Annotated in this window: 13 protein-coding genes; 5 read left to right on the forward strand and 8 right to left on the reverse strand. The window is 58.8% G+C overall.

All coding sequences use genetic code 11. From position 1 onward, the window contains the following. Positions 1 to 51 precede the first annotated feature (51 nt). Entirely contained in the window at positions 52 to 1,269 is a 1,218-nt protein-coding gene (locus Mal65_RS23085; RefSeq protein ID WP_145303217.1) for a GNAT family N-acetyltransferase, read from the forward strand. A gap of 175 nt (positions 1,270 to 1,444) precedes the next feature. Next, the gene (gene fusA, locus Mal65_RS23090; RefSeq protein WP_145303220.1) at positions 1,445 to 3,505 is read left to right on the forward strand and encodes an elongation factor G; all 2,061 of its coding nucleotides are present in this window, start codon (positions 1,445 to 1,447) and stop codon (positions 3,503 to 3,505) included. Between the two features lie 33 nt (positions 3,506 to 3,538). Here the strand turns inward: fusA and Mal65_RS23095 are convergent, their stop codons facing one another. Next, positions 3,539 to 4,600, reverse strand: coding sequence for a potassium channel family protein (locus Mal65_RS23095; protein ID WP_145303224.1), 1,062 nt, complete (start codon positions 4,598 to 4,600; stop codon positions 3,539 to 3,541). Between the two features lie 135 nt (positions 4,601 to 4,735). Between Mal65_RS23095 and Mal65_RS23100 the strand changes: the two genes are divergently transcribed. Continuing rightward, positions 4,736 to 6,058, forward strand: coding sequence for a Gfo/Idh/MocA family protein (locus Mal65_RS23100; protein ID WP_145303227.1), 1,323 nt, complete (start codon positions 4,736 to 4,738; stop codon positions 6,056 to 6,058). A 10-nt stretch (positions 6,059 to 6,068) separates the two neighbouring features. After that, positions 6,069 to 7,712 (forward strand): S1 family serine peptidase, encoded by a 1,644-nt coding sequence (locus Mal65_RS23105; RefSeq protein ID WP_145303229.1) that lies wholly within the window; start codon positions 6,069 to 6,071, stop codon positions 7,710 to 7,712. Between the two features lie 50 nt (positions 7,713 to 7,762). On the opposite strand, the gene Mal65_RS23110 is transcribed toward Mal65_RS23105, so the two are convergent. From Mal65_RS23110 to ffh, 5 genes are all read right to left on the reverse strand, one after another. After that, entirely contained in the window at positions 7,763 to 8,242 is a 480-nt protein-coding gene (locus Mal65_RS23110; RefSeq protein ID WP_390621882.1) for a YraN family protein, read from the reverse strand. Positions 8,243 to 8,412: 170 nt separating this feature from the next. Further along, a complete protein-coding gene (gene rplS, locus Mal65_RS23115) occupies positions 8,413 to 8,766 on the reverse strand; it encodes a 50S ribosomal protein L19 (protein WP_145303236.1) in 354 nt (117 codons plus the stop codon). Between the two features lie 111 nt (positions 8,767 to 8,877). Continuing rightward, complete coding sequence (gene trmD / locus Mal65_RS23120; RefSeq protein ID WP_145303239.1) at positions 8,878 to 9,579, reverse strand: tRNA (guanosine(37)-N1)-methyltransferase TrmD; 702 nt, start codon at positions 9,577 to 9,579, stop codon at positions 8,878 to 8,880. Then, entirely contained in the window at positions 9,576 to 10,007 is a 432-nt protein-coding gene (gene rpsP / locus Mal65_RS27345) for a 30S ribosomal protein S16 (RefSeq protein ID WP_145303242.1), read from the reverse strand. The genes trmD and rpsP overlap by 4 nt, the downstream gene beginning before the upstream one ends. Before the next feature lie 276 nt (positions 10,008 to 10,283). Further along, positions 10,284 to 11,768, reverse strand: a complete 1,485-nt coding sequence (ffh, locus tag Mal65_RS23130) for a signal recognition particle protein (RefSeq protein WP_145303245.1) — start codon at positions 11,766 to 11,768, stop codon at positions 10,284 to 10,286. 343 nt (positions 11,769 to 12,111) lie between these two features. Here ffh and Mal65_RS23135 point away from each other — a divergent pair, with 343 nt between their 5' ends. Continuing rightward, the gene (locus tag Mal65_RS23135; RefSeq protein ID WP_145303247.1) at positions 12,112 to 12,897 is read left to right on the forward strand and encodes a carbonic anhydrase; all 786 of its coding nucleotides are present in this window, start codon (positions 12,112 to 12,114) and stop codon (positions 12,895 to 12,897) included. Between the two features lie 34 nt (positions 12,898 to 12,931). Here Mal65_RS23135 and Mal65_RS23140 read toward each other — a convergent pair whose 3' ends face one another. Then, a complete protein-coding gene (locus Mal65_RS23140; RefSeq protein ID WP_145303250.1) occupies positions 12,932 to 13,774 on the reverse strand; it encodes an inositol monophosphatase family protein in 843 nt (280 codons plus the stop codon). A gap of 145 nt (positions 13,775 to 13,919) precedes the next feature. After that, positions 13,920 to 14,546, reverse strand: a complete 627-nt coding sequence (locus Mal65_RS23145) for a signal peptidase II (RefSeq protein ID WP_174820231.1) — start codon at positions 14,544 to 14,546, stop codon at positions 13,920 to 13,922. Positions 14,547 to 14,657 lie beyond the last annotated feature (111 nt).

Genomic DNA, 14,657 nt, shown 5'->3' on the forward strand with positions numbered 1-14,657 from the left:
CGGGTCTGAACGCCCTGCCCCGACCGCCCCACGATTGCCGCGAACGCGCCCATGACTGCCAGTGACTTGATCGTACGGACATTTGACCAATGCAATGCCGCGAGGACCGAATCGGAATACGTTGACATTGCTCAAGAATCGCTGCTTGGCAATTCGCTGGATCAGTGGCAGACATACCTTGGCCGAATCGGTCGCGAGAATGTCCGTGTCATTCATGCCGGCCAATCCCTGGTCGGGGGCTTGGCGTTCTATCGCATGCAACACGTCTATGGCGGACAACCGATTCCCGCCGCAGGCATCTCGGGGGTTGCGATTGACCCTGCCTATCGCGGTGGCGGTGTGTGCGCGACGCTGCTGATTGAAACGCTGAAGGAATTGCGTAACGAGGGAATTCCGATCGCATCCTTGTACGCGTCGACACAGCACCTTTATCGCTCGGTGGGATTCGAACAGGCCGGCACGCGCTACGATTACAGCCTTCCGCTGCGTTCGTTACCGCGTCCGGACCGAACATTGACTTGCACGCGATTCGAATCAGCCCCACTGGACGCGTTGGACTACGCCCATCGCGTTCGAGCCCACGCGACAAATGGCAACATCCTGCGGACCGAAGGCTTATGGGATCGATTGATTCATCCCTACGACGGTCGCCGATGCCTCACGTACCTGTTCGGCGATATCAATCGCCCCGATGGATACGTCATTCTGAAACAAGCCGGACGCGACGATGGCCTGCCGGCGGACTTGATCGCCAGTGACTATGCCGCCAACACGGGTGCCGCGGTCCGACGTTTGATGGCGTTGCTGCATGATCATCGATCGATCTTTGGACGATTCCGATGGAGCGGCGGCCCCGACGATCCATTGCTTTTCATGACCGATGAATTGTGGTTCGAGGTCCACGAAGTCTTGCGGTGGATGCTGCGTATCCTGGATGTCCCACAAGCCATTCAGGCCCGCGGTTATCCCCGACACGTCAGTGGTCGATGCACCATCCGAGTCACCGATTCGCTGTTCCCGGCAAACAGCGGTTACTGGGAACTGGAGTTTTCACGCGGACAGTGTCATGCCCGACAATCCAATGCACCGGAGCTGCCGCAGAACGTTGTCCGTCTGGACATTCGCGACTTAGCAACGCTGTACAGCGGTCACACCACGTTGCGACAGTTGATCCGCTTGGGCCAAGCCGATGGGGGCGACGATCAAGAGATCGATCTGATCGACGCGGCCTTTGCCGGGCCCGCGCCGTGGCTACCGGAGATCTACTGATCGTCGCATTCATCGAGCCGTTTTTCAGGCATCCACCATGACCGGAACACCAGCCTGCGACAAACGTTCGCAGGACGTGGTGAATCCCCTGTCAGCTGCACCAGGGCTGCGAGCGAAGCGATATGATGAGGCGTTCGCTTGTTCGAGTCCCCGGAGCCCATGGAGCCGTGAGTCGATGGTTGCTGAAGATCTTTCCCTCCCTGAACCTGATACAATTCGAAACCTTTGCCTGTGCGGCCATACCGGCGGCGGCAAGACGACGATCGCGGAGCGGTTGTTGTTTGCCGCCGGTGAGATCAAACGGATGGGCGACGTTGAACACGGTAACACGGTTTGCGACTTCACCGACGAAGAACAACAGCACCACCATTCGCTGCAACCCGCCGTCATCCACTTTGACCACGAAGGTCACCACGTCAACGTCATCGACACGCCCGGCATGGCGGACTTCGTCGGGCATGCCATTGCCTGCTTTCCCGCGGTGGAAACGGTCGTCGTCGTCATCGACGCGGTTCGTGGAATCGAAAGCGAAACCCGGCGTTTGATGCAAGTCGCGACCGAACGCAATCTGCCACGCATGATCCTGATCAACAAAATGGATCTGGCCGAAGCCGACCTGGAAGAATTGACCAACCAGATTCGTGAAGAATTCGGCGACATCTGTCTGCCCATCAACATGCCCACGCCAGATCGTCAAGGCGTGATTGATGTGTTCGAAACCGATTCTCATGACCCCACACTATTCAGCAGCGCCGAAGACGCCCACACGCGAATCGTCGAACAGGTGATCGAAGTCGACGATGAATTGACGGAAAACTATTTGGAATCAGGACCCAACCAATTGGATCCCGGCCGCGTGCATGAAGCCTTTGAAAAGGCGCTTCGCGAAGCCCATCTGGTGCCCATCGTCTATGTGTCCGCAAAGTCTGGCGCCGGCGTGGACAAACTGCTGCACGTCACCGCGTCGCTGTTGCCCAGTCCGTTGGAAGGAAACCCGCGTCCGTTCGTCAAAGGTGACGAACCACTGCACACCGAATTTGACGCCGCCAAACCCACGATCGCGCACGTCTTCCGTGTTTCCACCGACAAGCACATTGGAAAGTTAGGCGTGTTCCGCGTGCACCAGGGTGTCGTTCGCAACCGCAGCGAACTGTACATGGACGATTCCAAGAAACCGTTGCGTGTCGGCCACGTGATGCGTCTGCAAGGCAAGGAACACGTCGAAACCGAAGCCATCGGTCCCGGCGAAATCGGAGCCGTTTCCAAGCTGGACGAAATCCATTTTGACGGTGTGCTGCACGACGGCGCAACCCCCGACAACCCGCCGCACTTGGTGTCTTTGCCGTTGCCCAAACCGATGTTCGGACTGGCCATCGAACTGAAGAATCACGCCGACGAAACAAAGTTTTCATCCGCGATCGCAAAACTGCAAGCCGAAGACCCTTGCTTCACCTTGGAACGCATCGGCGCCACCAAGCAAACGGTGATGCGTGGATTGGGCGAACTGCATTTGCGCGTCGTGCTGGAAAAACTAAAAGCTTTGTACGACATCGAACTAGATACGTCGCAACCCAAGATCGCGTATCGGGAAACCATCACGATGCCGGCCGAAGGTCATCACCGTCACAAGAAACAAACCGGTGGTGCCGGCCAGTTCGGCGAAGTCTATCTGCGTGTCGCTCCGTTGCCGGACGATCATGAAAGCGGGTTTGAATTTGTCAATGCAACCGTTGGTGGATCGATACCACGTCAATTCATGCCGGCGATCGAAAAAGGAATCCGACAAGTCTTGGCCGACGGCGCCGTTGCCGGTTATCCAATGTCGGGCGTGCGGGTCGAAGTCTACGACGGCAAACATCACGACGTGGACAGCAAAGAAATTGCTTTCATCACCGCCGGAAAGAAGGCCTTTTTGGAAGCGGTGAAGAAGGCCAAGCCGATTTTGCTGGAACCCTTTGTTGAAGTCGCCATCACCACGCCCAGTGATTTCATGGGCGATGTGTCCGGTGACATCGCGACACGTCGTGGCCGCGTCAATGACACGGAAATGAAGGGAATGAACTGCGTGGTCAAAGCCGTTGCACCGCTTGGGGAATTGCAATCCTATGCCCCGCAACTGCGCAGCATCACGTCAGGTGCGGGCAGTTTTGCAATGACCTACAGTCACGATGAACCGGCCCCCGGCGACATTCAACAAGCGGAAATGGCCGCCTTTCAGCGTCACGACGACGACTGATTCGGTGACCGGGGATCGCCAACGGATCCCCGGTTAGTGCTTGGCACCGCGATAAGTCATCGCTTGGCGTTTTAGGGTATGCACCCGACAGAGCGCCGCGATGTCATCGCGGTGTCCGACCACAATGACGACGTCACCATCGGACAACGAACACTGTCCCGACGGATTCATTTCGACGTTTCCGTCGGATTTGCGTAACGCGACGATCAAGAAGCCACGGTTCCCACGGATCTCGATCTCCGACAACGTGTGGCCGATCATCGGTGACCCCGCAGTGATCTTCAATTCTTCCATCTGCAAGCCCACCGCAGACAGCTCCCCGTTGATATCGCCGGACGCTCCGTCGGTCTGCAACAGACTGGCAGCCGTCGGTCGCGTGATCAATTGAAACGCTCGCTTGGCGCCCACCGATGCCGCCATGATGACGTGATCGGCGCCACAACGTCGAAGCTTCTTTTCAGCGCTCCGTGACTCGCCACGCGAAATGATCTCCACACTGCGATTCAGGTCGCGGGCCGTCACGCAAATGAACGCGTTGGCCGCATCATCGGGCAACAACGTCGCCAACGTCTTGGCACGATCGATGCCCGCTTCATTCAATGTGTCTTCATCGGATGCATTGCCCACCATTGCCAGCATGCCCGCCTGATGAGCTTCATCCACGCGCGATTCATCTTGATCAATGACCAAGAACGGATGCTCGCTGCGTAATAGTTCTTCGGCAACGATGGATCCCATGCGACCGAAACCACAGACGATCGTGTGACCCTTCAACCCGGCGATCCCCTGGCTCATTTTTCGACTCCGCAAAATCTCTTGCAATTCGCCGTCGATCAGCAATTGAATGAAGCCGCCGACGGTATACACAGCGGCGCCGTAACCGAACACGATCACGGCAATGGTCAGCAGCCGCAGTTCGGGCGTTTCGATGGGTTTCACTTCGCCATAGCCGACACCAAAAATGGTGATCACGACCATGTACAACGCGTCGCTGACGTCCCAACCGTAGCCGACGTAACCGGCAACGGCACTGATACAGATCGCCAGAAAGACGATCATTCCGATCAGAATGCGACGAAAAGGCTTGGACGACATGGACGCCCAGACTAGTCGATCCCGACGTCGGAATCGCAGTCAACCGATCACCGGTCGACTACAATTCACCCCTTGAGCACCGTATCGCGACAACAAGGTGCTTTGTCCCACCCCAAGCATTAGGACCCGATCGACATGTCCCACCGCCCCTCCTCGATTTCCCGCCGCCAATTTCAAAAGTCCGCATCGACAACGTTCGTACTTTCCGCCGCCACGGCGGCTTCATCGGCTCGCGCAGCGGGTTCCAACGACCGAGTCTCGCTCGGGTTCATTGGCGTCGCCAATCGCGGTGGCCAGTTGATGAAGGCCTTTGCCGAACACCAGGATTGTTCCCCAGACTATTTGTGCGACGTCGATTCGAAAACGTTAGAAAAGGCCGCTAAGCAAACGGGTGGTTCTCCCAAAACCACCGCCGATTATCGCAAAGTCATCGATGACGATTCGATTGATGCGATTGTCATTGCGACCCCCGATCACTGGCACGCCATTCAGTGCATCAGCGGATGCGCCGCCGGCAAAGACGTGTACGTGGAAAAACCCCTGGCGGTCACCATTCACGAAGGCCGCGCCATGGTCGACGCGGCACGCAAGTACGACCGAATCGTCCAGGTGGGTACGCATCGTCGTAGCAGCGGACTTTATCAAGAATTGTCACAACGGATCCAAAACGGCTTGCTGGGCAAAGTGTGCATGTCGCGGGCGTTCCGATTAAGCAACATGGCGCCCGATGGCATTGGACGTCGTCCCGCGATGACGCCGCCGGAACACTTGGACTGGGACATGTGGTTGGGCCCTCGCGCCCAGCGGCCCTATCAAGACAACATCGCGCCCTACAAATTCCGTTGGTGGCAAGACTACAGTTCACAAATGGGCAACTGGGGCGTGCACTACCTGGACGCCATTCGCTGGTGTATCGGCGAAGAGGCCCCGTCCAGCGTTTGCGCGATGGGCGGTCAATTTGCGATCGACGACGATCGTACGATTCCCGATACGATGGAGGTCACCTTTCAATTCCCGTCGGGCCGATTGGCTGTGTTCGGCCAGTACGAAACCAGTGGCAATCCGATGATGCCGACCGGCGAGATCGAATTGCGGGGAACGCTGGGGACCGCATATGTCAGCGAACGCACCTACGAGATCATTCCCGAACGTCGTGGCCAATTTGCCACAGAACACCCGATGGCCAAACCTGAAAAAGGCACCGAAGATTCCAGCAACCATCACCTGACATCCAACCACGCCAGGAATTTTCTGGACTGCATGCGTAGCCGACGGCAACCCAATGCCGATGTCGAAATTGGTCACCGCAGCACGACCTTCTGCCATTTGGCCAATATCTCTTTGAAAGTCGGACGCCGGTTGCAGTGGGACGCCGATGCGGAACGCTTCGTCGGTGACGATGACGCCAACGCGATGCTGCACTACGAATATCGCAAACCGTGGAAGTTGCCGGTCTGACTGATTGCCAATGAACGACGCTGAACCGAAAAAGGACTGGGTCTATCGCGACGCCCGCAGCGAGAGCGACCCGATGACCGAACCGGAACTTCGTCGCTGGCTGATGAAGCTGCCCGATGACCAGATGGACTTGTACCAGGTCCGTCAGGGCACCAGCGTGTGGCATTCGGCCCGGCAAGTGATGGCTCTGTTTCGACGTTTGGCCGAAACCGGCGTCTATGTCCGGCAAGGCGATGTCGTCCAAGGCCCATTCATCGTGCAGCGGGCCGCAAGGATGCTGCCCAAATGGAAAGTCGTTGACGGCGTCCTTTTTCGCGTCGGCCGACGCGGGTCTTGGATGACGGCGGATCAATTCGACACCTGGCTGTCCGGGCAAACCCGAGGCGGCGGCGACGGCGATTCTGCCACCGGCCATCACCCGGACGGATCGGCTGACGAAGATATTGTCGCCGCCCTGCCGGTATCCGACGCGCGGACATCGCCAGACAAGAATCGCCCGATTCCAGTGATCGCAGTCAGCAATGACGACGCCAACGACGATGACGTGATCCCGGCGGTGGCCTATGTTCCCGGCCGACCAGCGGCTGTTTCCGATCAACCGGCACCTCACGTCGCAAACGTGGCTCCGGCCGCCGGGCCGTCATTCGATCCACTGGTTGCACCGGAGATGAACTTTCCGCCAAGCCCCGCCATGTCTTCCGCCGCGCGTCCGGTTGTGCCACGTCGCGCGCGTTCGACATCGCACCGCAGCGGCAACGTGGGCCTGCTGGCCGCCGTGATTGCCGGTGGGCTGGTCATGCTGGCAATGATCGGCGGCGCTGGATGGTATGCCTACCAATCGATTGCCGAAACCTTGGCAAACCGTGGTGTCGATTCCAGCTTCGACGACAACGTGGACAATTCGGATGCCGCCATTTCTGGCCCGATGATTCGGTCCGATCGACCGGGCATGTTGGCATCCACACCGCGTCCCAGGTTCCGTGGACCGCCACAAATCACCCCGGGGACGCTTTATCGTCCGACCTTCTTCACGTCCAACGACCAATCATCCGCCGGCACGGCGTTCATCGCGCGACTATCGGACACCGATCGCGATCCGATCGTGATCAGTGCATTGCATTTGCTTGGGACCGCTGGTGGATTCCCGCGTGATATTGTCGGGCGGGAGGTTCCAAATGTTTGGATGACCGTGGGTTTGGAAGATTGCGTCAACGGCGACTGGATCGAAAGTTTGGACGGACGCGTCCTGAACCTTCCACAAGCAAAGAATCTTCCGCAAACGTCACTGCATGGCGACGTCATTGCGTTTTACCCCAGCCCGTTGGATGCAAACCATGACCGTTTGGATCCGCTGACCATCGCGCCGGCAGGCCCCGCAACAGGTGACGTGGTTTGGCTGGTCTCCGAAGTGATCGGCAGCGATTCACTGGCGCACCGTGGCGTGGTGCTGGGCGAAGAAGACGGTTGGCTGATGTACCGCTTTGATCGACGGCTGAACTTGACGGCCACCAGTGGTGCTCCCGTTGTCGATCAACAGCATCGGGTGATCGCGGTCAACGCCGGCGGCGGCGAAGACGGCGGGCGGACGATTGGCGTGGGCACTCCCGTATCGCGATTCCGCCGTGCCTTGGCGACCGCGAAACGTGGAAAATGAACCGCCAGCCTTGCCGGAATCGCCAAAGATCATCGCGGCATCCGGCTTGCCTAGTAAAGTTGCCACTGGCCGGCGGCTTCGAATGCGGCCGGATAGTGTTCCAGCCGCTGGGGCCGCGGGCTGTCGCGGGGCCACCAAACGGCCACCACATCAAATCGGCAAGGCGTCCCGACCAGACGTTTGCGTTTCAGATATCGCAGGGCCGCACGGGTGATCCGTGCCTGTTTTTGATCATCGACACGATCGGCCGGATGCCCCGGTTTTGTCGTTGCCAGCGTTTTCACTTCGACAAAAACGATCGTCCGTGCCCGACGATCGACGGCGATCAGGTCAATTTCGCCGCCACGATCCGATTCACTTTCGGCGACAATCTGCAGCCGTTTCTGACGCAACAAACGCGCGGCGGCCTGTTCGCCGCGTCGGCCGATCGGACCATCATCATCGATTCCGCCGAACCGAATCGTGCGATAGCGTTCGAGCAAGTCACCACGGATTCGGTCCAAGACATCCGCGACGATGTTGCGATTGATCGGCACAGCGTTGATTCGGATGGAGAAGATCCGCGTGGATTGATTCGCTGAACGGCGTTTTGCCGAGCAGCGATTCGCGAGCCATGCTAGGCGATGAGAGCTTCGCATTCCTCATGGTCCGGCGTCACCACCGGACTCACGGACGCGTTTTTTCGGTCGCCAGATCGAATCTAGTTGCGGCGACGTTCTTTCAGACGCACGGCCTTACCGACGCGATCACGCAAGAAGTACAGCTTGGCGCGACGGACAACGCCACTGCGTTTGACTTCGACCTTCTCAATTCGCGGGCTGTGGATCGGGAATTTTCGTTCCACGCCTTCGCCGGCAACGATGCGACGAACGGTGAACATTTCCTTGCTGCCGGATCCGCTCAGTGCGATCACGACGCCGCTGAAGACTTGGATGCGTTCTTTGTTGCCTTCCAAAATCTTCAGGTGAACGTCCACGGTGTCGCCGATTTCAAATTGCGGCGGGTTTTCTTTCATCGCGGTCTTTTCGACCAGGTCCAGTATGGCTTTGGACATTGGTGGGTTCCTTGCTTAGCGGTATGTCTGGCTGAATGGTTGATGGGCAATGGGTGCCGTGTGTCCGGCCGGTCCGGGATTGAACCAAGATTGGGGAAACAGCTTTCGGTGTCAGGATTCGGCAGATTCGTCCAGCAGGTCACTGCGTCGTTGCATCGTTTTGTGGTGGGATTGTTCGGCCCGCCAGGCGGCGATTTTTTGGTGATCACCACTCAATAAAACGTCGGGAACGACATGACCTTCGAATTCGCGTGGTCGGGTGTACTGGGGAAACTCCAGCAACCGATTTCCACGGCTGAATGAATCGTCAAAGCTGCTTTGTTCGTCTCCTAGGACTCCGGGCAATAAACGGACAACGGCGTCAATGATGATCATGGCTGCGACTTCGCCTCCGTTCAGTACGAAGTCGCCGACACTAATTTCTTCGGGCTGCAGGATGTCGTGCACGCGTTGGTCGAAACCTTCGTAACGTCCACACATCAGCAGCAAGCGTTTGCTGGTCGCCAGATCTTCGGCGACCCGTTGATCCAGTCGGCGCCCGGCGGGCGTCAACAGGATTTTTCTGGCCGGTGTGTCGTCCATGGCCTGCACGGAACGAACACAATTCACCGTCGGTTCGACTTGGATCAGCATCCCGGGTCCGCCGCCGAAAGGCCGATCGTCGACTTTTCGGTGCGGCGTGTCTTCGGCCCAATCCCGCAGGTTATGTCGGTGGATTTGGACCAAGTCACGTCGGATGGCTTTGTCCAGCAAGCTTTGCGTCAGATAGCCGTCAAAGATCGCCGGAAAAAGCGTGACGACATCGAACCTCACTCGCCGGCAGCTTCCGCGGCGGGTGCTTCACCGCCTTCGGCCGCCGCAGCTTCTTCGGCGGGTGCGGCGTCGTCAGCCGGTTTTTCTTCGGCCTTGGGTTCTTCCTTCTTGGCCGGCTGGGGTGCCGGCGGCGTGAAGGTGTATTCCTTTCGCTTGCCCAATCGCTCCAACGCGGCTTCACGAGCGGCCAGATGCGTGCCCTCAGTGCCGTATTTCTTGATCAGCACGCCGACTTTGTCGCTTGGGCGAGCCCCCACGGACAGCCAATAATCCACACGGTCAGCTTTCAGCGTCACACGGGCATCGGTTTCCGGACACATCGGGTCGTAGTAACCCAATTCCTCGATCACACGACCGTCACGCGGACTGCGTTGGTCCATCGCACAGATACGGAAGAACGGACGGTGCGTCCGTCCCATTTTTTTCATTCGAATTCGTACAGCCACTGTCGGTTCGGCTCCTAACGGAAAATGAGTGATCAGAGGATCAGGTCAGACTGCCTGGGCGGCATTGAATCGGGTCAGGGTTTCCGGACGTGTTGCCGGTAAACTGTCCTGTCCTGCCTTGCCCGGGTCGGTGCCGCAGCATTCACGGCATCTGAAAACATCCGCCCGGCCGGTCCATACCGGCGGCGCGGACCGCAGAGTGTGTGCGGCGGTCCCAAAATTTTCAAGGGGAAATTACGTCGCCGGTCCCGCGAATGCCTAGCGTTTTCCCTTTTTCCGCTTCATCCGTCGCATCAGTTTGTCGCGTTCCTTGCGTTGCTTGGCCTTTTCGGCCGGCGACAGACGTTTTCCGGTCCCCTTGCTGACCTTGACCGCCCCCATCCCACGCGGATCGGTCATCGCACCGCTGGCCTGCAGTTGCTGCATCATTTTCATCCGGTCGCCGGCACCTTTGCCCGCCATCATTTGCATGACCGGTTTCATCATCTCAAACTGCTTGACCAACTGTGACACGACGGGGGTTTGCACGCCGGCTCCCTTGGCGATCCGTGTCCGGCGGGCGGCGTCGATCAGCTTGGGATTCTTGCGTTCATCCTGGGTCATGCTGTTGATGGCGCCGATGGTTTGCTTGATACCGCCGGCCGCTTCTTCGCTTTCCATGACTTCTTTGAACTGATTCATCCCCGGCATCAGCGACATCATTTTGCCCATCAGTCCCGGTTTGGCCACCTTTTCCATCATGTTCTTGAAATCGTCCAACGTGAAATCACCGGAAGCCATCTTGGCCTCCATTTCCTCACGTTCTTTTTCGTCGACGATTCGGTGAGCTTCCCGGGCGGCCGCCACGATGTCGCCCATCTGCAGAATGCGGCTGGCCATCCCGTCGGGCCGAAAGGGCTCGAGCGCATCAAAGTGCTCGCCGGTCCCCATGAATTTGATCGGCACCCCGGTGACGTGCTTGACCGACAGCAACGCACCGCCGCGGGCGTCCCCGTCCAACTTGGTCATCACCACGCCGTCCAGTTCCAACGCCTCGTTGAAGGCGCCGGCACTTTGCACCGCGTCTTGACCGGTCATGCCGTCGACGACCAGATAGACCTGATCGGGACTGACGCGTTTGTCGATCCGTTGCAATTCGGCCATCAATTCATCGTCGATGGCCAATCGACCGGCGGTGTCCAAGATCACCACGCGGGCGTCTTCCGCGTTGGCTTTGTCCACCCCCGCCTTGCAGACCTGAACAGGATTCTTGTTTTCGCTGTCGCTGTAGACCGGCACATTCAACTGGCGGCCGATGACGTGCAGTTGTTCGATCGCGGCGGGCCGCTGGAGGTCAGCGGCGACCAGCAAGGGCTTGATGTTTTCTTCCAACAACAACTGAGCCAGCTTGCCACAAGTCGTCGTCTTTCCGCTTCCCTGCAACCCGCACAGCATGATGATGGTCGGGCCATCTTTTTTCAGGTGCAGCGACGTGTCCACCGGCCCCAACAGCGACACCAATTCGTCGTGAACGATCCGCACCAATTCCTCGTGCGGCCGCAACGACAACAGCACCCGTTTGCCCAGCGCCCTCTCGGACACGTGCGACATGAATTCTTCGATGACCGAATAGCTGACGTCGGCGTCCAACAGGGACTGTTTGACCAGCTCCAATCCCTCCCGCATGTTGCTTTCAGTCAGCTTGCCTTTGCCCGACAGCGACTTAAACGCACCTTGCAATCCGTCCGAAAGGGATTCAAACACGACTGGAAAGTCTCCAAAAAAAGGGCGGGAAAACGTGGGCGGATCCTGAATAGACCGGTGGGCGGAAACCGCGGATCCGGAGTGAAGTGTAGAAGCGCCCCGAATCGAGGGCCACCGCCGAAAACCACAGAATCCCAGGCCGACCGCCCGCGGTGGGTCTTTCTTGGGGTGGCCAAGCCATCCGAATCAGCCACACAAGGGTGATCAAAAGTCACAGAACGGACTTGTCACTTTTCAATTTGAACGTCCCCGACCAGACTATCTCGATCCTTCGGTGCCGAATCGAAGCCCAGGCCCGACTGGACCGTCCCCGGCAACATCACCCTGCCCTGCACGCCAGCTGATGAAACGATCCAATCCCCAAACGCTGATTGCCATCACCACCACCGCGGCGATCACGGCACTGATTTGTCTGAGCGTGGACCCTCGCGGCGGCCGACAAGCCGGCGCCCAGTCGCCACCCACCGAAACCGAATCGGCCGAAACGGATTCGGCGAGCGACCGAAAGACTGAATCGAAAACCGCCGTCCAACAAGGGCCCAAGGCCGACGACGTTCTGAAAGACCTGGTTGACGGCAATCAACGATTCGTCGCGGGGGAAAGCCGCCATCCGCACGAATCAAAAAACTGGCGTGCCAGTTTGGAGGCGTCCCAGTCCCCCAAAGCCGTCATCTTGGGCTGTGCCGATTCGCGTGTGCCGCCGGAAATCATCTTGGACCAAGGCTTGGGCGATTTGTTCGTCGTCCGCGTCGCGGGGAACGTCGTCGACACCGATGTGACCGCGTCGATCGAATACGCCGTCGATCACTGTGGCACCAACTTGGTCGTGGTCATGGGCCACACTGGCTGTGGCGCTGTGACCGCGGCACACCAGCATTTGATTCGTGAGGTCAACGAAACCGATGAAATCGAAACCCTGCTGTATCGCATCGAACCGGCACTGGAAAAGGTGGACCGAAGCAAAGCGTTGCACGAGCAAATCAACGAAGGCGTGCGTCACAACGTCGAATTGTCGGTCCGGCGGCTGAAGGAAGTGCCCGACCTGATGAAAAGCCTTCGGCACCGCGACTTGATGATCGTCGGCGCCGTCTATGACCTGCATTCCGGCAAGGTCGAGTTCTTGAAATAGACACCGGCGCGCCCATCGGTGTACGCCGACAGATTCAATCGGCAAGGTGTTTCAGCACGGCATCATGGATCACGCCATTGGTCCCCAGCCCGTTGCCGCCCTGTGCGGTCACCTGCCCGGACCAATCGGTGAAACGTCCGCCGGCTTCGACGACCACGGGCAACACGGCCGCGACATCCCAGGCGTTGCAAATCGGATCGACCATCAAATCCGCCCGCCCCGTGGCGACCAACAGGTACCCGTAACCGTCGCCCCACGTTCGCGTGATCCAAGCTTGTTTTTCCAAGCTTTGATAGGCCGCCGCGGCGCCCTGTTCGGCGAACGAATCGACCTGACTGGTCACGAACACCGACCGCCCCAGATCGTCTTTTTTCGAAACGCCTGCCGCGGCCCACTGCAGATCGGTCCCGACCGTCGTTGCATCCGCACCGCGCGGCAGTTCGCTGGCATGCCAACAACCATGCCCGATCGCGGCCGCGGCAATTTCCCCCAACGCGGGAATAAAAATGACACCGCCCAACGGTTGGCCGTCCATCTCCAACGCCAACAAGGTCGAATACAGGGGCACGCCGCAAACGAACGACTTGGTTCCGTCGATCGGATCGACCGTCCAGCGATACGCCGAAGTGCCCTCCTGGGTCGGAAATTCTTCGCCTTGGATGGTGTCATCGGCAAAGCGTTCACCGACCAGCCGACGCGTCAACTGTTCCGCTTCGCGGTCGGCCACCGTCACGGGCGAATCGTCGGACTTGGCAATCACATCCAAGTCGTCCGCCTGGTAATAACGCAGCGTGTGTCGGCCGGCGGCAATGGCGATGTCGATCATCGCGGTCAGGCGGCCTTCGTGTAGCTCGGTCCAGTGACGGGGATCGTTCATGACCAATGATCCAGAGGATTCGGCGATCGCGGAAAGAAAACATCAGCGACGCCGACCGAATGAATCCCTCGGGACGTCACGACGGTGTTTATGCGACCGTCGCGGTCATCTGTAAACCCGTTGGCAACGCCGCCCGGATCGACGCCTATGATTCCACATTGGCCGTATCGGCATCCTGGCCGGGTGACTGGACGTCGACGGTGAACGACTGCCAGATCAGCATCGCCGCACCGACCACCAACAGCGAATCGGCGATATTAAAATTCGGCCACGGATCGAAGAACGGCACACCCTGGATCCGGAACAAAATCCAATCGCGGACCCCGCTTTGCCATTCGATCGGCATCGACGCGTCCCACCAAAGCCCCAATCGATCGTACAGATTGCCGATGATGCCGCCGCTGACCATGCCCAGCGAAATGGTCATCCACCAGGACCGGGCCGCGCCGAAATAGAACAACCAAGCCAAAATCCCGATCGCGGCGACGACCGACAAAGCGGCGAACGCGGTGCCCTTGCCCGCGCCAATGCCGAACACGGCGCCCAAATTCACGGCCGTTTCAACGCCGAAGACCCCGTCGATCAGCCAATACGGTGACCGCTGGCCGGGCAAGCCACGCCAAGCAAACATCACCGACTTGGTCCACAAATCGACGCCACCGCCGACCACGGCCAGGCTGATATACGCGATCACGCGGCTGATCGGCACGCTGACACGCTGCCACTGGCCCACGGGGGCCGGTTCTTCGACGGTGTGTCGCTGGGAAGACATATCCGTTGTTTTGATGCAGTTTTCCATGGAAATCACGGTACGACAATCGACCGCCGGATGCCCAGAGGAATCCGCCGGTCTACGACATCGCCACGCGACATTTTCATAAGT

It is taken from the genome of Crateriforma conspicua (genome assembly GCF_007752935.1).
In the GTDB taxonomy this organism is placed as follows: Bacteria; Planctomycetota; Planctomycetia; order Pirellulales; family Pirellulaceae; genus Crateriforma; species Crateriforma conspicua.

Coding starts and splice junctions, on each gene's coding strand:
- Mal65_RS23085 (WP_145303217.1), top strand. CDS start 52: ATGACTGCCAGTGACTTGATCGTACGGACATTTGACCAATGCAATGCC.
- Mal65_RS23100 (WP_145303227.1), top strand. CDS start 4,736: ATGTCCCACCGCCCCTCCTCGATTTCCCGCCGCCAATTTCAAAAGTCC.
- fusA (WP_145303220.1), top strand. CDS start 1,445: ATGGTTGCTGAAGATCTTTCCCTCCCTGAACCTGATACAATTCGAAAC.
- Mal65_RS23135 (WP_145303247.1), top strand. CDS start 12,112: ATGAAACGATCCAATCCCCAAACGCTGATTGCCATCACCACCACCGCG.
- Mal65_RS23105 (WP_145303229.1), top strand. CDS start 6,069: ATGAACGACGCTGAACCGAAAAAGGACTGGGTCTATCGCGACGCCCGC.
- Mal65_RS23095 (WP_145303224.1), bottom strand. CDS start 4,600: ATGTCGTCCAAGCCTTTTCGTCGCATTCTGATCGGAATGATCGTCTTT.
- Mal65_RS23140 (WP_145303250.1), bottom strand. CDS start 13,774: ATGAACGATCCCCGTCACTGGACCGAGCTACACGAAGGCCGCCTGACC.
- Mal65_RS23145 (WP_174820231.1), bottom strand. CDS start 14,546: ATGTCTTCCCAGCGACACACCGTCGAAGAACCGGCCCCCGTGGGCCAG.
- rpsP (WP_145303242.1), bottom strand. CDS start 10,007: ATGAAAAAAATGGGACGGACGCACCGTCCGTTCTTCCGTATCTGTGCG.
- rplS (WP_145303236.1), bottom strand. CDS start 8,766: ATGTCCAAAGCCATACTGGACCTGGTCGAAAAGACCGCGATGAAAGAA.